The sequence below is a fragment of the Shewanella sp. ISS20 genome (genome assembly GCF_056522965.1).
This window is the reverse complement of the sequence record NZ_JAWRZK010000001.1, coordinates 943,591-966,376: the sequence shown is the minus strand read 5'-3', so window position 1 is coordinate 966,376 and position 22,786 is coordinate 943,591. Positions and strand designations below refer to the sequence as shown.

Annotated in this window: 18 protein-coding genes; 11 read left to right on the top strand and 7 right to left on the bottom strand. The window is 43.2% G+C overall.

Features of this window, described 5'->3' with window-relative positions; all coding sequences use genetic code 11:
- Nucleotides 1-44: 44 nt before the first annotated feature.
- The gene (locus tag AC1HDP_RS04390; RefSeq protein WP_479637812.1) at nucleotides 45-686 is read left to right on the top strand and encodes a type II secretion system protein; all 642 of its coding nucleotides are present in this window, start codon (nucleotides 45-47) and stop codon (nucleotides 684-686) included.
- A gap of 83 nt (nucleotides 687-769) precedes the next feature.
- Here AC1HDP_RS04390 and cls read toward each other — a convergent pair whose 3' ends face one another.
- Complete coding sequence (gene cls / locus AC1HDP_RS04385; RefSeq protein WP_479637811.1) at nucleotides 770-2,239, bottom strand: cardiolipin synthase; 1,470 nt, start codon at nucleotides 2,237-2,239, stop codon at nucleotides 770-772.
- 394 nt (nucleotides 2,240-2,633) lie between these two features.
- Here cls and AC1HDP_RS04380 point away from each other — a divergent pair, with 394 nt between their 5' ends.
- From AC1HDP_RS04380 to AC1HDP_RS04345, 8 genes are all read left to right on the top strand, one after another.
- A complete protein-coding gene (locus AC1HDP_RS04380) occupies nucleotides 2,634-3,170 on the top strand; it encodes an RNA methyltransferase (RefSeq protein ID WP_479637810.1) in 537 nt (178 codons plus the stop codon).
- 477 nt (nucleotides 3,171-3,647) lie between these two features.
- Nucleotides 3,648-4,616, top strand: coding sequence for a tryptophan 2,3-dioxygenase (locus AC1HDP_RS04375; protein ID WP_479637809.1), 969 nt, complete (start codon nucleotides 3,648-3,650; stop codon nucleotides 4,614-4,616).
- Between the two features lie 61 nt (nucleotides 4,617-4,677).
- Nucleotides 4,678-5,997, top strand: a complete 1,320-nt coding sequence (locus AC1HDP_RS04370; RefSeq protein WP_479637808.1) for a kynureninase — start codon at nucleotides 4,678-4,680, stop codon at nucleotides 5,995-5,997.
- Between the two features lie 90 nt (nucleotides 5,998-6,087).
- On the top strand, nucleotides 6,088-6,975 hold the full coding sequence (locus tag AC1HDP_RS04365) for an endonuclease/exonuclease/phosphatase family protein (protein WP_479637807.1): 888 nt from the start codon (nucleotides 6,088-6,090) through the stop codon (nucleotides 6,973-6,975).
- 216 nt (nucleotides 6,976-7,191) lie between these two features.
- The gene (locus AC1HDP_RS04360; protein WP_479637806.1) at nucleotides 7,192-8,991 is read left to right on the top strand and encodes a DUF885 domain-containing protein; all 1,800 of its coding nucleotides are present in this window, start codon (nucleotides 7,192-7,194) and stop codon (nucleotides 8,989-8,991) included.
- A gap of 83 nt (nucleotides 8,992-9,074) precedes the next feature.
- A complete protein-coding gene (locus tag AC1HDP_RS04355; RefSeq protein WP_479637805.1) occupies nucleotides 9,075-10,202 on the top strand; it encodes a M14 family metallopeptidase in 1,128 nt (375 codons plus the stop codon).
- 12 nt (nucleotides 10,203-10,214) lie between these two features.
- A complete protein-coding gene (locus AC1HDP_RS04350; RefSeq protein WP_479637804.1) occupies nucleotides 10,215-10,532 on the top strand; it encodes a zinc ribbon domain-containing protein in 318 nt (105 codons plus the stop codon).
- Nucleotides 10,529-10,810 (top strand): YeaC family protein, encoded by a 282-nt coding sequence (locus tag AC1HDP_RS04345; protein WP_479637803.1) that lies wholly within the window; start codon nucleotides 10,529-10,531, stop codon nucleotides 10,808-10,810. The genes AC1HDP_RS04350 and AC1HDP_RS04345 overlap by 4 nt, the downstream gene beginning before the upstream one ends.
- A gap of 149 nt (nucleotides 10,811-10,959) precedes the next feature.
- Here the strand turns inward: AC1HDP_RS04345 and ansA are convergent, their stop codons facing one another.
- Nucleotides 10,960-11,970 carry an asparaginase gene (gene ansA / locus AC1HDP_RS04340; protein ID WP_479637802.1) on the bottom strand — a complete coding sequence of 337 codons (1,011 nt, stop codon included), beginning with the start codon at nucleotides 11,968-11,970 and terminating at the stop codon, nucleotides 10,960-10,962.
- Between the two features lie 305 nt (nucleotides 11,971-12,275).
- Nucleotides 12,276-14,126 (bottom strand): signal peptide peptidase SppA, encoded by a 1,851-nt coding sequence (gene sppA, locus AC1HDP_RS04335; protein WP_479637801.1) that lies wholly within the window; start codon nucleotides 14,124-14,126, stop codon nucleotides 12,276-12,278.
- 162 nt (nucleotides 14,127-14,288) lie between these two features.
- Between sppA and AC1HDP_RS04330 the strand changes: the two genes are divergently transcribed.
- Together AC1HDP_RS04330 and AC1HDP_RS04325 are read left to right on the top strand one after the other, a co-directional pair.
- Nucleotides 14,289-16,307 carry an oxidoreductase gene (locus tag AC1HDP_RS04330; protein ID WP_479637800.1) on the top strand — a complete coding sequence of 673 codons (2,019 nt, stop codon included), beginning with the start codon at nucleotides 14,289-14,291 and terminating at the stop codon, nucleotides 16,305-16,307.
- Between the two features lie 514 nt (nucleotides 16,308-16,821).
- Nucleotides 16,822-18,225, top strand: coding sequence for an endonuclease/exonuclease/phosphatase family protein (locus AC1HDP_RS04325; RefSeq protein ID WP_479637799.1), 1,404 nt, complete (start codon nucleotides 16,822-16,824; stop codon nucleotides 18,223-18,225).
- 131 nt (nucleotides 18,226-18,356) lie between these two features.
- Here AC1HDP_RS04325 and AC1HDP_RS04320 read toward each other — a convergent pair whose 3' ends face one another.
- From AC1HDP_RS04320 to nrdA, 4 genes are all read right to left on the bottom strand, one after another.
- Nucleotides 18,357-18,698, bottom strand: a complete 342-nt coding sequence (locus tag AC1HDP_RS04320; protein WP_479637798.1) for a PBPRA1643 family SWIM/SEC-C metal-binding motif protein — start codon at nucleotides 18,696-18,698, stop codon at nucleotides 18,357-18,359.
- Nucleotides 18,699-18,804: 106 nt separating this feature from the next.
- Entirely contained in the window at nucleotides 18,805-19,206 is a 402-nt protein-coding gene (gene yfaE / locus AC1HDP_RS04315) for a class I ribonucleotide reductase maintenance protein YfaE (protein ID WP_479637797.1), read from the bottom strand.
- On the bottom strand, nucleotides 19,175-20,305 hold the full coding sequence (gene nrdB / locus AC1HDP_RS04310; protein ID WP_479637796.1) for a class Ia ribonucleoside-diphosphate reductase subunit beta: 1,131 nt from the start codon (nucleotides 20,303-20,305) through the stop codon (nucleotides 19,175-19,177). The genes yfaE and nrdB overlap by 32 nt, the downstream gene beginning before the upstream one ends.
- Before the next feature lie 51 nt (nucleotides 20,306-20,356).
- Nucleotides 20,357-22,645, bottom strand: a complete 2,289-nt coding sequence (nrdA, locus tag AC1HDP_RS04305) for a class 1a ribonucleoside-diphosphate reductase subunit alpha (protein WP_479637795.1) — start codon at nucleotides 22,643-22,645, stop codon at nucleotides 20,357-20,359.
- Nucleotides 22,646-22,786: the final 141 nt, after the last annotated feature.

Below are 22,786 nucleotides of genomic sequence, written 5' to 3'. Positions count from 1 at the left end.
GGTTTTTGCTGAAAATAATTTAGATTAATTATTGGATATAATTAATGAATAATTTAGTCTTCTATGGTCGTGACGTTATTTTTGGAAATGTAACGGAGTATAATCGCGGCTCAAAAACGAGCGTTGTAGATAGGACTCATAGTATGCGTCGGCGGTTATCTGGTTTTACTCTAATTGAATTAGTGGTAGTAATTATTATTCTTGGGATCTTGGCTGTGGTTGCCATTCCTAAATTTATCGATTTGAAAGATGATGCGATTAAGTCAGCGCTGATGGGGCAATTTACGGCCTTTGAAAGTGGTGTAAAGATGTATCATTCTGGTTGGTTAACGGGCGGTAATAGTGGTCCAATTGCAGCCTTACCTAATTTTGGAGATGGCAATGTATCTTCTACCGAAACTGGGTATCCCTATTCCACTTCTAACACAACAACCCACCAATTTACTGCTTGTGAAGAAGTGTGGTTTGGGCTGACACAAACCGATGTATCAATAGCCTATGTGGAAGATAATAATTTAGCGACGGCTGACGTTGATGTTGGTTATACCTACGATGATAATACTTGCATTTATCGTGGCGTTAAGCTCATTCAGCAGGATAAAGAAACTATCGAAATGATTTACAATAACTTAACGGGTGACGTAACTATCAGTTCAAGCCGTTATAATCCTAATCCGGAAGCTTAGCCTGTGTTAAGATTTAAACGCTAATAAAAAGCCTGCAATTGCAGGCTTTGTTGTTGGTAGAGATCTAGGTCTTAAATCAAGGGTTATAACAAGGGGCTAAACCAGTAGAAAAATTGCTCCATAAAGCGCTTGTGAATACGTCGATTTTTCCACTCTTTACGATTAACCTTAATGCAGTGGTCGAGATAACCATCATGCAGTGCTACCAAGGATTGAGTAAATTCAAGATTATCTACGGCTAAAGTCACTTCAAAGTTAAGCCAAAGGCTGCGCATATCTAAGTTAACCGTGCCTATCAGGCTAAATTGTTCATCAAATACGACAGATTTTGTGTGCAGCAAACCGCCTTGAAACCTATGAATGTGCACGCCGGCATCAAGTAACTCACTAAAGAATGAGCGGCTAGCCCATTCAACCATCATAGAATCGTTTTTATCGGGAATAATCAAGGTGACTTTTAATCCACGCTGCGCCGCAGAGCACAGGGCAAATAATAAGACTTCGCTCGGCACAAAGTAGGGGGTGGTGATAGAAATGCTGCTAGTTGCTTGATAAATACTTTGTAGCAATACTTGCTGAATAATAGCTTCAGGCATGCCAGGCCCGGAGGGGATCACTTGCACCATGTCTTTAATGGCATCGTCATGATGGGCATTGAGTTCAGGTATGGCAGGCAAATCCCGCTCGCCAGTTTCACTTTCCCAGTCCCAAGCATGAATAGAGTGCAGCACTGGCACATTACTGCCCGTTACCCGCACCATCACATCTATCCATTGGCCAACGCCAGCATTTTGCTTGAAAAAAGCAGGATCGACTAAATTCATCGAACCTGTATAGGCAATGCGATTATCTATGACCACAATTTTGCGATGCATACGTAAATCAATACGTTGAAAGAACATGCGAAATGGCGATACCGGCAGGGCAGCGTTAACCCGTATACCGGCATTTCTCATCATTTGTGGCCAGTGACTCTTGAAAAACGCACCACTGCCGGCAGCATCCAACAGCACTTTTACGGTTACGCCGCGCTGATGCGCCTGAATTAAGGCGTTGGCCACTTCATCGGCAAGGCCGCCTGGGTGCCAGATGTAGAACTCCATGGAAATGCTGCTGTTTGCTTGATGAATATCTATGATTAATTGCTTTAAAATAGCATCGGTCGTGCTTATCAGTTGTAACTGATTGTCAGCCAGCGCCGGTATGCCTAAGCGGCGTTCACACAAATGGCTAATTTCGCGACTAAAGGCGCTTAAGGTTTGCGGTTGATATAAACGCCATTTATGTAAGCTTGCAAACCATTGACCATAAGGGGGGAACATGGCGCGAGCGCGTTGTGCGCGTTTGCGGCCTAAGTTCAATTCACCAAACAGTAAGTAGGCGATAATGCCGCCAACGGGCACCACGAAAATAATCAGCATCCATGCGAGTGCAACGCCAATGGCGCGGCGTTTGGTGACAATTCGCACTGTGACACCTGCGGTCACCAGCCAATACAGCATAATGCCGGCTATGGTTAGCAAGCGATATAGTTCTTCTAATCTCATTTCCATGGTGACACTCATCAACTTAGTTACACTCACTCTAGGTAAATAACGCCTTGTTCATCATCAGGCCGCTTGAATATATGGCTAGTGTACCTTGCAATGAAAATACTTCATGTTAAAAAATGATTATAAATAACGACTTATGATAATTGTTCTCAAATGCTTCAGGAGTCGTAATCAAATAAAATCATTATTGCTTCAAGCTCATCATTGCTTCAAGCGGAATGATGATCATTAACCCTGTGGCTACAAGGCTAAGCAACTAAGGTTACTACTACCCATTTAGCATTACAGCTTGTTAGTGTACAGGATAAATTATGGCGGTAATGCTTGTTTTATTGGCCTTAGTTAGTAAGAATGACCGCTTTTTTGTGGGCTGCGTAGCAGAAGAAACGTCAATATGGCTAATACACATATCATCATAGGTCTAACCAACCCTAAAAGCCCTACCAATGTGGGCGGAGTCATGCGTGCAGCTGGCTGTTATAGTGCGCAAGAGGTACGTTATACCGGTATGCGCTATCAGTATGCTGCGGCTCATTACACTCAATATGATACTGACACCCAAGGTGCCCGCGAAAATATTCCGTTAATGGCTGTGACCGATTTATTGGACGGTCTTGCTGATGACGTTAAGATTATTTGTGTCGATTTAGTCGTGGGCGCGCAAGCATTGCCGGATTTTGAGCATCCAGCCAAAGCCATTTATATCTTTGGTCCCGAAGATGGCACCATTAGCCAAGCGGTTATCGATAAGGCTGATGCTGTAGTGTATGTACCGACAGAAGGCTGCATGAATTTGGCGGCTTCGGTTAATGTTTTGCTTTATGACCGTATGGCTAAGGCCAATAAGCAAGGCAGTGATGAGCTCATTAAACGGAGCCGTGATACCAATAACCGCGTAAAAGTAAAATCCACCACGAACTCTGCTAAGTAAATGGCGGCGTTTAGCATCCTTTTGCCTAAGATCAGTAAGCATTAACGCTAACTGATCTTAATGCTTGTATGGTTTTAATCTCTGTATGCTCTTAATGCCAGTATGATGTTACTCCCCAAAGTAGACCGGCAGCCTTGGCACGTTAGCCGTCAACATCTCCCTATATCCTAAGCGGTTACTTAAACTTGCTATCCAAGCTATCCAAGCTATCCAAGCTATCCAAGCTATTTAACTAAGTTAACTAGGGCTACTTAGCTTTATATCCTTTGTAGCTATCCCTTTTTACCTCGCCATCATTCGTGCCAATGTTAGTGATGGTTATTGTTGTTAGCATAGCTTTACAGCCATGAGGTTATTAGCTCTGCGCTAAGGATTGCTGTTAGCCTGTGGGCTGATTAGTATGAAGACAGGAGTTAACAGCATGCTTTGGCTTATAGTGTTGATTTATCAGTGCTAGCGTTAGCCAAAGCATCAATTATGAGGGAACAGCCAGTGCCTTGCCCATATAGCCATTCCAATAGCGATGCTAACCACCAGTCAGTATCTGATTCATTATCTGAGTCATTATCTGAGACATCCACAGAACCCGTGAGTGCTAAGGTTGACTCACCACTAACGAATAATCGTGAGCTTGAAACTAATATCCATACGGATTTTAAGAATGAGATGTCATATGGTGATTATCTTCATCTTGAACAAGTGCTAGGTGCGCAGCACCCCTTAAGCGCAGAGCATGATGAGATGCTGTTTATTATTATTCATCAAACCAGTGAGTTGTGGCTTAAACTGGCTGGGCATGAAGTCAGCTGCGCGATTGCTAATATTCAAGCGGGTAACGCAGGCCATGCATTTAAGGTGATAGCGCGAGTTAAGCATATCTTTAATCAGTTAACTCAATCTTGGTCGATTTTATCCACCTTAACCCCTGTGGATTATCTTAAGTTTCGTGATGCCTTAGGGCATTCATCGGGATTTCAGTCATGTGGCTATCGAAAGCTTGAATTCTTACTGGGTAATAAAAATGCAGCCCTGCTGGCAGTGCATCAAGACCGGCCAGAGATTTATCAAGAATTAACTACCATTTTGCATAGCCCAAGCTTGTATGACGTGACTTTACAATCACTTAATCGTCATGGATTGTTAGACGATGCCAGCGTACTAACGCGCGATGTGAGTTTGGCTTATCAAGCCCATGATAGTGTGTTGCAAGCATGGCTTAGGGTTTACCGCGAACCTGAACGCTATTTTGAATGTTATGAATTGGCAGAAAAGCTTATCGACATTGAAGATAGTTTTCAGCAATGGCGCTTTAAACATATGTACACAGTGCAGCGTATTATTGGCAATAAAAGCGGTACTGGCGGCTCATCTGGGGTTGGGTTTTTAAAGAAAGCTTTAGATATCAGTTTTTTCCCTGAACTATTTGCATTAAGAACCCATTTGTAAGCTCGGCTCTTTAAAGAATCATATGAGTTACATGAAAATCCTCATTGCCAAGGAAGTACCCATGGATAAACCAGTGCCTAAACAAATGCCTATGCCAATAACTAAGTCAATAGCTAAGTCAGTAGCTAAGGCAGTAGCTAAGGCAGATGGTGTGCCTACAAGTGTAAACGTAGCAGAATCATTTAATGAGTTAGCTTGTCAGCTGACGCCTCATTATGCTGCATTTAAAGTGTCAGAGCGGATATTGCTCACAGGTCACTCCCATCAAGCTTGGCCAGATATTGCCAAATATGGCATGTTGCAGTGTTTTGAGGATGCAGCTTGTCATATTGATGATAAATGGGGCTTGGCTTTTACACAGGCCGAGCGGATGCGTGAGTTTTATCGAGGCTTATTAGGTGAGGCGCATGGGCAAATTGCCTTAGGGGCTTCGACCCATGAACTCATGTTACGTTTTCTATCGGATTTGAACTGGAACAAAGCTGCCAAACAGTCAGCATCAAAGCCAATCAATATAGTCACCACTGATGGCGAATTTCATTCACTTCGGCGGCAATTGCACAGCTTAAAGTCATTGAATATCAATATTATCAGTGTGCCTGTGGCGCCACTTGAAACCTTAGCGAGCCGCATTATAGATGAGCTTAATGCTGCTACCGCTGCAGTGATGGTTTCCGCTGTGTTTTTTGAAACCAGCGTCATCTTTAGTGATGTTGGGCTAGTGGCCTTAGCTGCTAAAAGCCTTGGAATTGCTTGTCTTGTGGATGCTTATCATGCGCTTAACGTAGTGCCCTTTAATCTGGAATTATGGCAGTTAGAGTCAGCCTTTATTGTGGCGGGCGGCTACAAGTATTGTCAGGCAGGGGAAGGTAACTGCATGCTGCGCATTCCGCCAGATTATCATGGTCGGCCACTCATTACCGGCTGGTTTGCTGAATTTGATGTGTTAAATCAAGCGATCGGTGAGGTTAATTACGGCCGCGGGCAAGCGGCATTTGCCGGTTCGACCTATGATCCTTGCAGTCACTACCGCGCAGCTGTTGTGTTTGATTTTTTTAAGCAGCAACAACTAAGTGACATTAGGCTGCGCCATATCAATCAGCAGCAGATCAAGTTGTTATGGCAAGGTATTGACTCTATGGCGTTGGCGCCGGAAGTATTGCGTTTACCAACGCACTCAATCAGTGGTAATGGCGGTTTTATATCACTCGTTACCCCTAAGGCTGATGCTTGGGTTGAGGCCCTTAAACAGCGCGGTATAAGCTCAGATAGTCGCGGGCAGTATTTACGCTTAGGCCCCGCGCCTTATGTGATTAAAAACCAGCTTGAACAGGCACTTAATGTGATTGAAGATGTCGCCAAGCAAGTTAGTGAAGGTTAATGGCTTTATGGCGCTATTGTTCATGAATATTTATTAAGTCGAGCTTTGGCTGTTGGCAGTTATACTCAAGAAAAATCTTGGTTTTCAATCATGAAGAAAGTATGGCGCAGGCTTATTGTATTAACAGCGGTAGTCAGTATTGCTGGGGTTACTGCCTTTAGTTATGTGTTTGAGCAATTTGCGACAACGGCCGCGGCTCGTATTGACGGTCAGCAAGCCAATTTTGTTAATCAGTGTGTGGTGAATAATATGGTGACGCCGCTGGATGAGCAGGGCAAGTTAAGCATTGGGGTGTGGAATATTTATAAACAGCAGAAACCGCAATGGGAGGGACAACTCACCAAAATGGTGACTGCCAATCAATTACTGTTATTGCAAGAAGCCAGTTTAACGCCAACGCTCAAATCATTTTTAGCTAAAACTCATAGTGAAGTTGTGATGGCGCGAGCATTCAGCGGCTTTAATGTCATTAATGGCGTGATGAATATAGCTAAAGCCTCAGCACTAGAATCTTGTGCTTGGCTCGCTAAAGAGCCGTGGATCCGCTTACCTAAATCAGCACTGGTCACTCATTATGCCTTGTCTAATGGCCAGACCTTGCTGGTGGTCAATATTCATTCCATCAATTTTGAATGGGGCAATAAACGCTTTCATTCACAATTAATGGCCTTAACCGATGCCATTGAAACCCATACTGGACCATTAATTATTGCTGGTGATTTCAATACTTGGCGCCAAGCTAGGCAAACTATGGTGCTGAAATTTATTGAAAAGTTTAATCTGAGTGAAGCCGTGCCGCTGGATGATCATAGAACGCGCGTCTTTGGCCTTACCTTAGATCATCTCTATTATCGTGGTTTAACCTTAACGTCAGTTTCGGTTGAAAACATTCTTAGCTCAGATCACAACCCGATTTCAGCAAGCTTTACGCTTGATAAGCTTACAAACAGCCAGGAGCTTGATGCCAACATTAACTAATAGGTAGCTAGTTTTGAGTAAATGTAACAAATAATGATGTTCAACTGACACTTTTTGGGGATTGTGGTTTACTTGTGAGCACAAATGACAGCATCTGACTTCTTTCAATGTGCGTGAGCTTTTTGGCGAGGGATACCATTAAGGCTGCAGCAATCAAAGATAGGCCGGCAAACGGCAGTCGCTGTTTCCCCACAAAGCGTTTAGCAAGGAATAATAATGAAAAAATCTGCACTCATACTCGCTATGTCACTAGGGCTAGTGGCTTGTCAATCCGCTGAAAATAATGGACTGGCATCCAATCATTCTGCAGAGTCACAAGCTGCGAAGTTATCAAACTTAGGCGCTGAGCAGCAGGGGTTTACTGCCTTTAGCCAATCGTTTATTGAGCAACTGTGGCAACAAGCGCCAACGTGGGCCTTGTACGCTGGCTTTCATCAATACGATGGCAAGCTTGAAGTGCCAAGTGCTAACAGCCGCGCACAACATTCGGCATTTGTTAACGCTAAACTACTAGAATTGCAGCGATTTAATCCCACCTTATTGTCAGCCAACGAGCGCACGGATTACTTGTTGATAGAAAATTTGCTTAAACAATGGCAATGGGAAATCAATGAGTTTAAATCTTGGCAGTGGGATCCTTCGCAATATAACGTCGCTGGTGGTTTTGCGCAGATAATTAATGAGAATTTTGCGCCGCTAGAGCAGCGTCTAGTGAGCGTACTTGAGCGTTTGCAAAGTGTGCCCGCTTACTACGCAGCGGCGCGAGACAACATTAAAGATCCGACCTTAGAGCATACACAATTAGCCATTTTGCAAAATCAGGGCGTATTTTCAGTCTTCTCCGATGATTTACTGGCCAAAGTTGAAGCTTGCGCGTTAACTAATGCGCAAAAGGCATTGTTTAAAGTGAGATTGCAAGCTGCCAACTTGGCGGTGCAGCAACATATTGATTGGTTAAAGACGCTTGAGACCGAGTTAACGCAACAGGGGGCTCGCGACTTTAGAATTGGCGCCGATTTTTACGAGCAAAAGTTTGCCTTTGATATTCAATCGGGCATGACTGCGGCGCAGCTATATCAAAAGGCGGTGTCCGAAAAAGCACAAATTCAGCAGCAGATGGTAAAAATCACCACGGACTTATGGCCTAAATATTTTAAAGGGGCAATCCCGAGTGATAAGCAATTAGCTGTGCGTCAATTGATTGATCACTTGTCGGTTAAGCATGTTAAGGCGGAAGATTTTGTTACTGAAGTCGAGCGACAAATACCTGAGTTAGTGGCCTTTGTTAACAGCAAAGAGTTAATCAGCTTAGATCCTTCTAAACCTTTGTTAGTGCGTAAAACCCCAGAATACATGGACGGGTTTGCGGGTGCATCCATTAGTGCCCCAGGCCCTTATGAGCAACGCGGCAACACTTATTATAATGTGACGCCACTGACTGCCATGGACGCAGAATCCGCCGAGAGTTATTTACGGGAATACAATCACTGGATTTTGCAAATTCTTAATATCCACGAGGCCATTCCTGGGCATTATGCGCAGTTAGTGTATTCAAATCAGTCACCGTCATTAGTTAAAAGTCTGTTTGGTAACGGCGCTATGGTGGAAGGTTGGGCGGTATACACCGAGCGCATGATGCTTGAAGAAGGCTATGGTAACTTTGAGCCTGAAATGTGGTTAATGTATTACAAGTGGAATTTACGGGTTATTTGTAACACTATTCTGGACTACAGTATTCAAGTGCTGGGAATGGAGCGCCAAGCGGCACTGGATTTGCTGATGAATGAAGCTTATCAGCAACGCGCCGAAGCCGAATCAAAATGGCGCAGAGCGACCTTAAGTCAAGTTCAATTAACCAGTTACTATGCAGGTTATCGTGAGATTTATGATTTCCGTGAGGAAATGAAGCTGCAACAAGGCGAGGCTTTCAAGCTTAAAGAGTGGCACGAAAACTTGTTAAGTTATGGCAGCGCGCCAGTGAAATATATTCGTGAGCTAATGATAAATAAGCAGTAATTTCCTAACTGTCATTAGTGAGTCATCAGAGTAGACCTAGAGCTTTGGCTGTTAGGTCTGAATTATTTGTTGAAGGAAACCCTATGCGTATTAGTGCAAATTTTGATTCAGGTAATATTGAGGTCATTAAACTCGATGATGCCGATGATATTCAGTTAGCCATTCGCCACGATGTTGGCGGCGAGTTTTATCAGTGGTTTAATTTCCGTTTTGAAGGTCAGGTTGGCCATAGATATGATTTGAAAATCATTAACGCTGGTCAATCATCTTATCCTAAGGGCTGGGAGAACTATCAAGCCGTGGCGAGTTATGACCGCCAAACTTGGTTTAGACTGCCATGCCAATATAAAGATGGCGTGCTGCATTTAGAAGTTGAGCTTGATTGCGATGCCATTCAAATTGCTTACTTTGCTCCTTATAGCTACGAGCGTCATTTAGATTTACTGAGCCAAGTGCAGTTGCATCCAGAAGTGAATTTGGAGCATTTAGGCTTAACCTTAGATGGTCGCGATATGACCTTAGTAAAGATTGGTGATGAGGATGAAAGCAAAGCCAATATTTGGATCACGGCGCGTCAGCACCCGGGGGAAACTATGGCTGAGTGGCTGGTGGAAGGCTTGCTCAATCGCTTGTTAGATCAAGATTGCCCAGTAGCTAAGACACTAAAAGATAAAGCTAACTTTTATATTGTGCCCAATATGAACCCAGATGGTAGCGTGCGCGGTCATTTACGTACCAATGCCAAGGGCATTAATCTTAACCGTGAGTGGGCTAACCCTAGCCTTGATTCCAGCCCAGAAGTTTATTACGTCGTTAATAAGATGAAAGAGACGGGCGTTGACTTGTTTTATGATGTCCACGGTGATGAAGGCCTGCCGTATGTGTTCTTAGCGGGCTGTGAGGGTGTTCCGGCGTGGGATAGTCGTTTAGATGAGTTGCAACAAGCCTTTACTTCGGCGTTATTAATGGCCAGTCCAGATTTTCAAACGGAATTTGGTTATGCCAAGGATGAGCCGGGTCTGGCGAATTTAACCATAGGTTCAAATTGGGTCGCGCAAACCTTTAATTGCTTATCTAACACCTTAGAAATGCCGTTTAAAGATAATGATAACCTTGCCGATCCTTTTGTGGGGTGGTCACCTGAGCGCTGCGTTCATTTAGGTGAAGCGTCGTTATTAGCTATGTTGGCTGTGGTAGATAAGTTACGTTAATCGAGGCAGCGTATGGCACTCATCCTATGTCCAAATTGCAAGCAGCGAATTTCAGATAAAGCCAAGCAATGTTCCCATTGTCAGGTTAATTTGCAAGCGGATCTCGGTTCGTTGCAACGAGTCAAACATATCAAACAGTCTCAGCGCTTAATGACGCAAGGCTTTATAGCTATGACTTTGTTTATCTTAGGCATGGTGTTATGGTTTTGGAATGGTGAAGTAGCCACAGGTTGGCGCGCTAATGTGGCGCTGGCTTGCTTTGTCTTTGGCTTTGTTGGCTATTTATTCGTGCGGATTCGTTTGGTAATTCATAAGCGGAATAGTATATGAAAGATGTAGAAACCTTGATTGAACAGATGCCTAACGAAGTGTATCAGCGATTGCTGACGGCAACAGAGATAGGTAAATGGGAAGATGGCTCGCTATTAACCGAAGCGCAGCGTGAGTACAGTTTGCAGTTGGTATTATTGTACCAAGCGCGTCATTTACAACAGACAGATCATCTGACGATTAATGAACATGGGCAGCTCAATGAATTGTCCAAATCTGAGCTTAAAAAGCAGTTTCGCGGTGACAGCATTGCCGAATTTAGTCATAACGATATTTAATGGCTAAGCTTGAGCTGTATCAGTCAGCATGCTTAGCAATAAAAATAAGTGATAGGCAATAAGAGTTAGGCAAGTTACCTAAAATAAGGCCAGTCAGTAGATTACTGACTGGCCTTATTATTTTGAGTGTAAGAATTATCTAGCTGCTTTTACTCAGTTAATTCACCGACTAAATTTTGCATCATCCGCCGTTTAATCTCATTAGCACTTAAGTTTAACGATAATAGATAATGCAATTTGGCTAATGCAGCTTCAATGGTCATATCGGCACCACTGATGACGCCTGCGCGCGCTAAGGCATTGCCTGTGGCATAGCCCGACATATTGACGCGGCCTTGAAAACACTGAGTCAGATTGACTAGTACTATGCCTTGCTTATCTGCCTCGGTTAACACATCAAGAAATGCTTTATCTTCAGGCGCATTTCCCACACCGAAGGTCAACATGATGAGTGCCTTAACGGGCTGCTGGATCATATTGTTGATGATTTCTTTTGGCATGCCAGGGTATAAGGTGACTACGCCAATGGCTTGGGTATCGATTTGCGCCACATCTAATACATTGCTGGGCTCAGCTCCCAATTTACCGGCTTTGAGTTCAATCTTAATGCCAGCTTCCATTAGCAAGGGGAAGTTAGGGGACGCAAAGGCATCAAAGCCATCCGCATGGGCCTTAGTGCTGCGATTACCACGAAATAATTTGTTATTAAAAAATAACGATACTTCTGGAATAGGAAAGTTCGCGGCTATGTATAAGGCATTAAGGAAATTGATTTGGCCGTCAGAGCGCAGTTGCACCAAAGGAATTTGTGAGCCAGTCACAATCACAGGCTTACCTAAGCCTTGGAGCATGAAGGATAAGGCCGAGGCGGTATAAGCCATAGTGTCTGTGCCATGCAAGATAACAAAGCCATCAAATTGATCGTAATGAGCTTTAATGTCGTTGGCAATGCGTTGCCAGTGACTTGGCGACATGTTGGCAGAATCTATCAAGGGCGCATATTCACTGATAGTGAATTCCGGCATTTCATCATGAAAGAACTCGGGCATAGTTTGGATATGCTGGGTGAAAAAACCGGATTGCGGAACGAAACCATGTTCGGTTTTCTGCATCCCTATAGTGCCGCCCGTATATGCAACATAAATGGATTTTTTAGGCATAGGATAATTATTAAAAGAGGTGTGCGGGGATTATACAAAATTCCCGGCCGTTAAGGAAAACATTGATTGCTAGGTAGATCTTCGTGGCGATTTTGCAGCAATCTATCTGGACGATAGTGAGTTAGTGACAATATTTTCGGCTCAAAGGCTTGGGGTTAGTTCACCGTGCTCCAGATAATATGGCTGCTTTGTATGACAACGAATGATTCATCACAATAAAAAAGCCTGCATTTGCAGGCTTTTGGTGACACTCGTCTGATAAGCACTCAGACACTCAGACACTTAGTGCCAGTGCGCCGAGATAGTTAGTTAATCTGGCACATTTCACACAGTAAATATTGACCTTGAGGGTCATTAAAATTGCGCAATTGAGTCATGGTTTGCTCCAGTGGTGCTAATAACTGCATCATCTGGGTTGACTGGCTTTGCATTGGTGGCAGCCAGACTGAAACTGTACCAAATAATTGTTGCAGCATTTGTTGCTCGGTGGATAAGCTTTGCTCAATTAACTGGGTGTCATATTGCTTAAGTTTGGCAATTTCAGCGGCTTTATGGATAGCATTATCCATGTCCCCTAATTTATCGACTAGCCCTAAACCTACGGCTTCTTCACCTGTCCATACTCGGCCTTGAGCTATGGCGTCAACGGCTTCTATGCTCATTTTGCGGCCGGTAGCAACGATGGATAAAAACTCTTGATAACCTTTATCTATGCTGCGCTGAATAACAGCAGCAACCGCGGGAGATAAAGGTCTGGTGAGACTTAACCCAGCCCAATCATTAGTCGCGACGCCGTCTGTATATACGCCAAGGCTTGCAAGAGAATCCTGGAAGGTAGTGAATAGCCCAAAGATACCAATCGAGCCTGTGATTGTACTTGGGCTGGCAAAGATATAATCAGCGTCTGCCGATATCCAATAGCCACCCGATGCGGCGTAGGAACCCATACTGACTACCACAGGTTTGCCGGCAGCTTTAAAGGATAATAGCTCTTGTCTAATTTGCTCGGAGGCGAATGCGCTGCCGCCTGGGCTATCAACTCGTAACACTAAGGCTTTGATTTGGTCATCATACTTAGCTTTACGGATAAGCTTGGCTGTACTCTCACCACCAATGTCACCCGCTTCTTGATTGCCATTAATAATTTGACCTTTGGCAACGATAATAGCAACTTGATCTTGGCTAGAGGGAATAGGCAGAGGTTTGACTAGCTGATAGTAGTCCTCCAAACTGATTTGTTTGAAGGTATGGCTATCGCTGCTTTTATCTTGGCCAACCTTAGCAATCAGCCCTTTGCGGAATTGATCTAAAGTTTGCAGTTTATCAACCCAGCCTAACGCCAGTGCCACTTTAGCGCTGTCGCCATCAGTTTTATTCAGTTGTGCTAAATAGTCCTCAGCGCTCAGGGCTAATTGATTTGACTCAATCTTGCGATTTTCCGCTACAACTTTGGCATAGGTTTGCCAAAGATTATTGAGTAGCGACTGATTGGCTTCTTTAGCTTCTTCTGACATGTTATCGCGAATAAAAGGCTCAATCGCAGACTTATAAGTACCAACTCGGAACACATGGGTCTGGACTTTAAGTTTGTCTAGTGCACTTTTATAAAACAAGCTATACAAGCTAAAACCTTCAATGGCTACAGCGCCTTGGGGGTTGAGTACTATTTCATCAGCAAAGCTTGCCAGAAAATATTGCTGCTGACTGAAATAGTTACCTATCACAGTGACAAACTTACCTTCAGCCTTAAAGCGGTTAATGGCATCACCCACGGCATGTAATTTACTGATCCCTGTATTGTTAAGATCTGATAAATCCATCACTAAGGTTGAGATTTTCTTATCTGTGGCCGCGGTATCTATGGCGTAAATAACATCGGCTAAGATGATTTCTTGATGACTCTTATCTTTATTTCCTTCTTGTAATAAGGCGCTAAACGGGTCGATATAGCGCTTTTGATCAACGATAGAACCTTCGATTTTGAGTACTAAGGCGGTGTTATCTTCTAATTGAATAGTACTGTCAGAGCTCAGCAAAGCCCACACTAATACTAATGCTCCAAAGAACACGAGATTTAAAATAATTTTACGAATTGCATTAATACTTATCCAAATTGCTCTGAAAAAACGCCTGATAAATGAAGGTTGTGCAGACATTTGCCGCTCCTCTAATAACCGATAGTCTAATGCTAACTTAAATTGCGATTTTTGGTTAATTTCAATTGTAAATAGGTTTATACCAGAATGTGTCAAACTGTTGAGCTTACCGCTGACACAAGGTATGCTCAGTTAAATCATGTGTTTTAAAAGGGTGTTTGAATGGCGCATTTCCCACATTTACTAGCCCCGTTAGATCTCGGTTTTACCCAGCTCAAAAATCGAGTATTAATGGGTTCAATGCATACTGGATTAGAAGAAGAAAAAGGTGGTTTTGAAAAACTGGCGGCATTTTACCGTGAACGGGCGTTAGGTGGTGTCGGTCTCATAGTCACTGGGGGAATAGCGCCAAGTTTAAGAGGGCGTTTAGCCCCACACGCCTCGCAGTTAAGTTTTGGCTGGCAAGTCAGTAAACATCAGCTAGTCACGGATGCAGTGCATAGCGCAGGCAGTAAAATCTGTATGCAAATTCTGCATGCTGGGCGCTACGCTTATCATCCTTTTAGTCAAGCGCCGAGCCGTATTCAAGCGCCGATAAATCCGTTTAAACCTTGGGGCATGTCACCTCGGCAAGTGAGATGCACTATTAAGGATTATGCCAATAGCGCCAAACTTGCGCGCGCCGCCGGTTACGATGGCGTTGAGGTCATGGGCTCTGAAGGCTATTTAATCAATCAATTCATTTGTGCTCGCACTAATAAGCGCACAGATGAATGGGGCGGCAGTTTTGAAAATCGTTGCCGCTTAGCACTTGAAATCGTTCGCGCGATCCGCGCCAAAGTCGGCCAAGATTTTATTATCATCTTTAGATTGTCCATGCTTGATTTAGTCGATAACGGCTCGCGTTGGGATGAAGTAGTGCAATTAGCCCAATGGCTTGAGCAAGCTGGCGTTACCATTATAAATACCGGGATCGGTTGGCATGAAGCGCGTATTCCGACAATTGTCACCAGCGTGCCTCGCGGAGCGTTTGCTTGGGTGACTGAAAAACTCAAGCAACATGTCAGTGTGCCATTAATTGCGACCAATCGAATAAATACCCCCGAAATTGCAGAAGGCATTTTAGCGTCTGGTCAGGCGGACATGGTATCGATGGCAAGACCTATGTTGGCGGACCCTGAATTTGTCAATAAGGCTGCTGCTGGTAAAAGTGAGCTTATTAATACCTGTATCGGGTGTAATCAAGCTTGTCTTGACCATACCTTTGCCTTAAAACGCGCTACTTGCTTAGTTAATCCTCGCGCTTGCTATGAGACCGAGCTTAATTTTACTCCGGCAACTCAGCCTAAAAAAATTGCCGTCATGGGCGCAGGGCCTGCTGGCATGGCCTTTGCTGTTTATGCCGCTATGCGCGGCCATAAAGTGGTGTTGTTTGAAGCCAGTTCAACAGTCGGTGGGCAATTTAATCTTGCGCGTAAAATTCCAGGCAAAGAAGAATTTAACGAGACTATCCGCTACTTCTTAAAGCAAATTGAATTATGGCAAGTTGAGTTACGACTTAATACGCCATTAACCGTGGCGACATTTGAATCCGAAAGCTTTGATGAAATCGTTATTGCCGCTGGGGTTCGCCCAAGAAAACTCACACTACCAGGGTTTGATGCTAAAGCTGTGGTGACTTATCAAGAGTTATTAAATGGCAATGTTGAACCTGGTAATAAAGTCGCACTGATAGGTGCTGGTGGCATTGGTTTTGATATTGCCCATTTCTTGGGTGAACCCCACTCATCGACGTTAACCCCAAAACGTTGGTATCAAGAATGGGGCATAGATGTTGATTATCAACATCCTGGCGGCATTATGACGCCCATAGTAGAAGCGCCCGCAAGGAAAATCACCTTAATGCAGCGTAAGACCACTAAAATGGGCGAGGGCTTAGGTAAAACCTCTGGTTGGGTGCACCGCGCCGTGTTAAAGCAGCATGGGGTTAAGATGCTTACAGGGGTTAATTACCTTAAGTTTGATGCAGAGGGCCTGCATATTGAGATTGATGGTAAAGCGCAAGTGCTAGATGTCGACCAAGTTGTGCTCTGCGCAGGGCAAGAATCCAATCGTGATTTAGTCGAAAGCATGCAGCAAACTGGCTTACCTGTGCATCTTATTGGTGGGGTAGATGTTGCTGCTGAACTCGATGCCAAGCGGGCTATTAGGCAAGGAGCAGAACTTGCTATCGCACTCTAGATAAGAGTTAACATTGTCTTAACGATTGAGCATATGTTAGTAAATGAAGCCCAGTCATTATTCTGGGCTTTTAGTTAATTATTTTTCAGTTAGTTACTTTTTTTGTTAAGCAATATAATTTTGTGTTTTTTAGTGAACAATGATTGATGGTTAAGCCTTGTAATAAATTATTTTTTGGATATTTATTTTGTAATTAATTTATCTCTTGGTGAACACCCTTAATATTCAATGAGCTACAAGTTGATGTTATTTTACTTCATTATCAACATGGCTCGCTTGCTGTTCTTGTAGTAAAACAGTTGTCGCCATGCCAGGCCATTACAGATTGAGATGAATGTTGAGATATATTTAATCGTGTAACCGAGTTATTTTATTTGATTAATTTAGCTTATTTAATATTCGCTTGGTTGGATTTGTGTTGATTATCATGGTGCGTGGTTTTTAGAATGTTTATTATAGCGTTGATATTTATCGTAAATATTACCATATAAAAAATATAAATCAGGTTGATAACATGACATTCTTAAAATCTACTGCTGCGGCAGCCATCACTATTGCACTTCTTGCGGGTTGTAACGACGAAACAAACAATTACTACCCGACAACACCAGACACTGAATCACAAACCCTCAGAATTGGTGCATTTAATCTATCTTTCGATCGTGCGAGTTATCAAGAGTTAGCTGCAGAAATGGCCATAGCTCCAGCCAAACAACAGCAGTTGGTCGAAGGTTACTTAAAAAAGAACCTAACTGAAGCGGAGATGGCTGTTGCTGCGAAAGTTATTCAAATACGAAACGTGGCAGCGATTATTCAAACTCAACGACCGGCTGTATTAATGGCGGCTGAGTTTAATAACGATGGTTCTGGCAAAGATTTGAAAGCGTTAAATGGCTTTCGTATAAATTATTTAGCGGTACCACAAAGTAGCATTGGCGCTGGTGGAAAAGCTGATTTATTGCCAATTAATTATCCATATACTGGAAACTATGCCACCAATACGGGTTTAGCTTCTGGTTTAGATTTAGATAATGATGGCAAAACTACGAGCCCAGGTGACGGTTGGGGCTTTGGTTTTTACCACGGTCAATATGCTTTCGGTTTGTTATCGCAATATCCGATTGAGCATGATAGGGTTCGAACTTTCCAAGAATTTAAATGGAAGGATATGACTGGCGCTAAGAACATTGCTGTTAATTGTAAGCCTGATAATACTGCCACTTGGTGTGCTGATGATTTTTGGTATAGCAAGGATGAATGGGAACAGATCCCATTATCGTCTAAAAACCATGTTGATGCTCCTGTAACGATTAAAACTGCTAGTGGTGATAAAACCATTCATTTATTGATGTCTCATCCAACGCCACCTGTGTTTGATAAAGGAGTTGAAGCGCCTTATAACGTCGTTAAAAATGCTGATGAGGTCCGTTTTTGGGTGGATTATGTGGCAGGTGGCGAACAGGGCGCTTATATCTATGATGATAAAGGCTTAGTTGGTGGTTTAGCTAATGGCGAATCGTTTGTCGTCCTGGGTGATTTAAACGCTGACCCAGAAAATGGTGATGGCGATTTAACGGCTATTCGCGCCTTATTAAATCACGCTAAAGTTAATCACTACGCTAGCACTGGCATTTATGCTCCTAAGAGCTTTGGCGGCCCAGAATGTTTATCAAGCGGTGAATGTCGCAAAGATATTGCATCGTCCCCGTATCCTGAGACGATCACCAGTACCTTCGGCTTACGAGTCGATCATGTGACGCCATCGGCGGATCTTAATGTCACTGATTCTGGCATCTTTTGGCCAATCAGTTCTGATGACAATTACAAGTTAGTCAATGATGAACGCATTGGGAAATATGGCAACGGCAAGGATATATCATCGGATCATCGTTTAGTGTGGATTGATATCGAACTTTAATGCAATAGCTATTTGGAAATGAGCCCAGCCGTTGCTGGGCTTTTTATTGTTGTCTACTTTGGAGGGCTTATAGATAAATTCACTTTTAAAGGATGCCAATAAAAAAGCATTGCCGAGGCAATGCTTTTTTATTAGTTAGCGCCGCAGCACTTTTTGTATTTTTGCTCACTGCCACATGGGCAAGGCTCATTACGGTTAGGCTTGGCATCAACTGTTTGCGTGGTAGGCTTGTTGATAATCACATCTAACTGACGGATATCTTCAGCTTGAGTTGCATCAATAGTAATTAAACCTATTAATTTATGCTCATCCAACAGTTGTTGAACTTGTTGTTGTCTTGCTTCATCAGCAACCACTAACACTAATGGATTGACGTCAGTGCCAGGTTTTAAGGTGCGCTTGGTGTTATAACCGCTTTCGCCATATTGAGGCTTAGGCGTTTTACGGCCTTTAAAAAAGAATTTATCAGACATGGTGGTTCCACTCGAACAATAATGAGGATGCTTATACTATAAAAAGGTCATTTGGGGAATGTAAATCGCGGTTTATCAGTTAACTTGCTGCAATAATCGACATTTATTAAGTCTTGTCGATACCTTCTGACACCATTTTTTTGCGCTTGTCAGTACTGGACAGTTTGCATAAATCAAGCCCTGGGTAATGGCGTTTACGAATAACTTTGACGCCGACACTGGATAAATCCAGATTGACATTCGTGAGCGGTCGACAGCAACAAGGCAAGCATTCATCGGGGCGTAATTGCGCCAATGGCGGGGCAATATAGTCTACCTGACCACTTAACACCCGCGTCTTACACGCACCACAATAGCCGCTGCGACACTCAGAAAAAATTGCCACTTGCTTAGCTTCTAGCGCAGCCAACAAGGTCTGATGCGCCGAGGTAAATAATAACGTCGGCTGACCTTGAAGGCTGATAATAGGATCTTTGTTAAAGATCGAAGTCGAGGAAGTCTTTGTCATCGAGGGCTGCATCGATTTGTCCTACTAAGTAGGATGATACTTCAACTTCTTGTGGGGCAACTTGCACCGCATCGCTTTCTAACCAGTTTTTCATCCACGGCAGTGGATTTGACTGTTCAGCATAAGGCTGCGGTAAGTTCACTGAACGCATCCGTTCGTTAGTGATGAATTCCACATATTGACAAAGAATTTGCTCATTAAGACCAATCATAGAGCCATCTTTAAACAGATACTTAGCCCATTCTTTTTCTTGTTCAGCGGCGCGCAGGAAGATGTCATAGCATTCAGACATAGATTCAATGGCAATTTCACCCATTTCAGGGTCATCTTTACCCGCTTGCATCAGTTTAATAATATGCTGGGTACCATTTAAGTGCAGCGCTTCATCACGAGCAATTAAGCGAATGATTTTAGCGTTGCCTTCCATTAAGCGGCGTTCAGCAAAGGCAAATGAGCAAGCAAAGCTGACATAAAAACGAATAGCTTCAAGGGCGTTCACCGCCATCATGCATAAATACAGTGATTTTTTGAGTGCACGTCTGCTGATGGTGACTTCTTTTCCATCGATCAGATGAGTACCTTCACCATGCAATTCATAGGCTTGAGTTTGATGAATTAAGGTATCGTAAAAATCAGAGATATCGCCAGCGCGCTTTAAAATCTCTTTATTTACCAAAATATCATCAAAGATCTTGGCTGGATCATTGGTGATGTTACGAATGATATGAGTGTATGAACGTGAATGAATGGTTTCAGAGAATGACCAAGTTTCAATCCAAGTTTCTAACTCTGGCAGTGATACCAAGGGTAAAAATGCCACGTTTGGCGAACGGCCTTGAATCGAGTCTAATAAGGTTTGGTACTTAAGGTTAGACAAGAAGATATGTTGTTCGTGATCCGGCAATTTACCAAAATCTATGTTGTCACGGCTAACGTCGACTTCTTCAGGACGCCAGAAAAACGATAACTGCTTTTCAATCAGGCGTTCAAAAACTTCATATTTTTGAATGTCGTAACGGGCAACGTTGACAGGTTGGCCAAAGAACATAGGTTCTTTAGTCGCATCATTCGGAGTTTGACAAAAAGTGCTGTAAGCCATTATAGGGATCCCAATCAAAGGGGCCGTTAAGGCCCCATCTAGCAAATAAAGTTAAATTTTACACGCGCCACCGGCACAACCATCATCTTCAGCTTCAACGCTAGAGATGTCGTCGTATTTATCAGAAGCACCATCACGAGTGTTATGATAATACAGGGTTTTAATACCGAGTTTATAGGTAGTGAGCAAATCCTTTAACAGCAATTTCATCGGTACCTTGTGACTGTCAAATTTAGCTGGGTCATAGTTTGTGTTGGCTGAAATCGCTTGGTCAACAAACTTTTGCATAATGCCGACTAATTGCAGATAACCTTCGTTCGATGGCATTTGCCATAACAACTCATACTTATCACGTAATTGGTCAAAATCAGGCACTACTTGCTTCAGCTGTCCATCTTTACTGGCTTTAACGCTGATAAGGCCTCGTGGAGGTTCAATACCATTCGTCGCGTTAGAAATTTGCGATGAAGTTTCTGATGGCATTAACGCTGATAAAGTCGAGTTACGTAAGCCATGCTTAACTATGTTTTGGCGTAAGCTTTCCCAATCAAGGTGTAATGGTTCGCTGCAAATAGCGTCTAAATCACGCTTGTAGGTATCGATTGGCAAAATACCTTGAGAGTAAGTAGTCTCATGGAATAATGGACAAGCGCCTTTTTCTTTAGCCAATAACATAGATGCTTTAAGCAAATAAAACTGAATAGCTTCAAAAGTTCTGTGGGTGAGGGCATTAGCGCTACCATCAGAGTACTTTAAGTTATTCTTGGCTAAATAATTGGCAAAGTTAATGACGCCTATACCTAAGGTGCGGCGATTCATTGACGCCAATTCAGCGGCCTTAATTGGATAATCTTGATAATCAAGCAAGTTATCTAATGCACGAACGGCTAAATCAGCTAAGCCTTCTAACTCATCCAGACTTTCAATCGCGCCTAAATTTAATGCCGATAAGGTACACAGGGCGATTTCGCCATTGGTATCATCGATATTGGTCATTGGCTTAGTTGGCAGCGCAATTTCCAAACATAAGTTTGATTGGCGAATTGGCGCTACTTTTGAGTCGAATGGGCTGTGGGTATTACAATGATCGACGTTTTGAATGTAAATACGACCAGTAGACGCACGTTCTTGCATCATCAATGAAAACAAGTCAGCAGCACGAATTTGGCGCTTACGGATAGCAGCGTCTTGCTCATACTTAAGATATAAACGCTCAAACTCGTCTTGATCTTCGAAGAAAGCGTCGTATAAGCCAGGCACATCCGATGGGCTAAATAGGCTAATGTGCTCACCTTTAACTAAACGGGTATACATCAGCTTGTTAATTTGTACGCCGTAGTCTAAGTGACGAACACGGTTTTCTTCAACGCCGCGGTTGTTTTTAAGTACCAGCAGGGATTCCACTTCTAAGTGCCACATAGGGTAGAAGAGGGTCGCTGCGCCGCCGCGAACGCCACCTTGTGAACATGACTTAACCGCAGTTTGAAAATACTTATAAAAAGGTAAGCAACCGGTATGGAAAGCTTCACCGCCACGAATTGAACTGCCTAAGGCGCGAATACGGCCGGCGTTAATGCCAATACCTGCGCGCTGACTAACATACTTAACAATGGATGACGCAGTGGCGTTAATTGAATCTAAGCTATCACCACACTCAATCAGTACACATGAGCTGAACTGACGGGTAGGAGTGCGCACGCCTGACATGATTGGCGTTGGCAGTGAAATCTTAAAAGTCGATACCGCATCATAAAAATTCTTGATGTAAGTTAAGCGAGACTCTTTTGGATATTCAGCGAATAAACAGGCGGCAACCAGTATGTATAAAAACTGAGTGCTTTCATAAACTTCGCCCGTTACACGGTTCTGAACTAAATACTTGCCTTCCAGCTGCTTAACCGCAGCATAGGAGAAGTTCATGTCACGCCAGTGATCCACATAGCCATCGAGGATAGCAATTTCTTCACGGCTATAGTCATTTAAGATGTGAGCGTCATATTTACCGAGCTCAACCAGCTTAACGATATGGTTATAAAGCTTAGGTGGCTCAAATTGACCATAAGCTTTTTTGCGCAAATGGAAAATGGCCAAACGCGCTGCCAAAAACTGGTAATCAGGCGATTCTGGAGAGATTAAATCTGCGGCGGCCTTGATAATGGTTTCATGAATGGCTTCCGTTGGAATGCCGTCAAAAAACTGAAGGTGAGAACGTAATTCCACCTCCGATACCGAGACATTGTGAAGTCCTTTTGCTGCCCAGGTGATCACTCTGTGGATCTTGTCGAGATCTATGTTCTCACGTTCACCACTGCGTTTTGTGACTGTCATATTGCTGTTCATTAACGATTAGCCTTGAAAATTTTGATTAATAAAATACATATATTGTTGCGAGGTAAACAAGTCCATTTGCCGTTCAGAACCGAGGAGAAAACTACTACAGGACAAAAAAATCCAGTATTTATCTTGTGGTGTCTTTTTAAC

What these genes read in the sequence shown, in the direction of transcription:
- AC1HDP_RS04360 (WP_479637806.1), top strand. Translation starts at nt 7,192, where the DNA reads ATGAAAAAATCTGCACTCATACTCGCTATGTCACTAGGGCTAGTGGCT.
- cls (WP_479637811.1), bottom strand. Translation starts at nt 2,239, where the DNA reads ATGGAAATGAGATTAGAAGAACTATATCGCTTGCTAACCATAGCCGGC.
- nrdA (WP_479637795.1), bottom strand. Translation starts at nt 22,645, where the DNA reads ATGAACAGCAATATGACAGTCACAAAACGCAGTGGTGAACGTGAGAAC.
- AC1HDP_RS04320 (WP_479637798.1), bottom strand. Translation starts at nt 18,698, where the DNA reads ATGTCTGATAAATTCTTTTTTAAAGGCCGTAAAACGCCTAAGCCTCAA.
- ansA (WP_479637802.1), bottom strand. Translation starts at nt 11,970, where the DNA reads ATGCCTAAAAAATCCATTTATGTTGCATATACGGGCGGCACTATAGGG.
- AC1HDP_RS04350 (WP_479637804.1), top strand. Translation starts at nt 10,215, where the DNA reads ATGGCACTCATCCTATGTCCAAATTGCAAGCAGCGAATTTCAGATAAA.
- AC1HDP_RS04365 (WP_479637807.1), top strand. Translation starts at nt 6,088, where the DNA reads ATGAAGAAAGTATGGCGCAGGCTTATTGTATTAACAGCGGTAGTCAGT.
- nrdB (WP_479637796.1), bottom strand. Translation starts at nt 20,305, where the DNA reads ATGGCTTACAGCACTTTTTGTCAAACTCCGAATGATGCGACTAAAGAA.
- AC1HDP_RS04390 (WP_479637812.1), top strand. Translation starts at nt 45, where the DNA reads ATGAATAATTTAGTCTTCTATGGTCGTGACGTTATTTTTGGAAATGTA.
- AC1HDP_RS04370 (WP_479637808.1), top strand. Translation starts at nt 4,678, where the DNA reads ATGGATAAACCAGTGCCTAAACAAATGCCTATGCCAATAACTAAGTCA.
- AC1HDP_RS04355 (WP_479637805.1), top strand. Translation starts at nt 9,075, where the DNA reads ATGCGTATTAGTGCAAATTTTGATTCAGGTAATATTGAGGTCATTAAA.
- yfaE (WP_479637797.1), bottom strand. Translation starts at nt 19,206, where the DNA reads ATGACAAAGACTTCCTCGACTTCGATCTTTAACAAAGATCCTATTATC.
- AC1HDP_RS04330 (WP_479637800.1), top strand. Translation starts at nt 14,289, where the DNA reads ATGGCGCATTTCCCACATTTACTAGCCCCGTTAGATCTCGGTTTTACC.
- AC1HDP_RS04325 (WP_479637799.1), top strand. Translation starts at nt 16,822, where the DNA reads ATGACATTCTTAAAATCTACTGCTGCGGCAGCCATCACTATTGCACTT.
- AC1HDP_RS04375 (WP_479637809.1), top strand. Translation starts at nt 3,648, where the DNA reads ATGAGGGAACAGCCAGTGCCTTGCCCATATAGCCATTCCAATAGCGAT.
- AC1HDP_RS04345 (WP_479637803.1), top strand. Translation starts at nt 10,529, where the DNA reads ATGAAAGATGTAGAAACCTTGATTGAACAGATGCCTAACGAAGTGTAT.
- AC1HDP_RS04380 (WP_479637810.1), top strand. Translation starts at nt 2,634, where the DNA reads ATGGCTAATACACATATCATCATAGGTCTAACCAACCCTAAAAGCCCT.
- sppA (WP_479637801.1), bottom strand. Translation starts at nt 14,126, where the DNA reads ATGTCTGCACAACCTTCATTTATCAGGCGTTTTTTCAGAGCAATTTGG.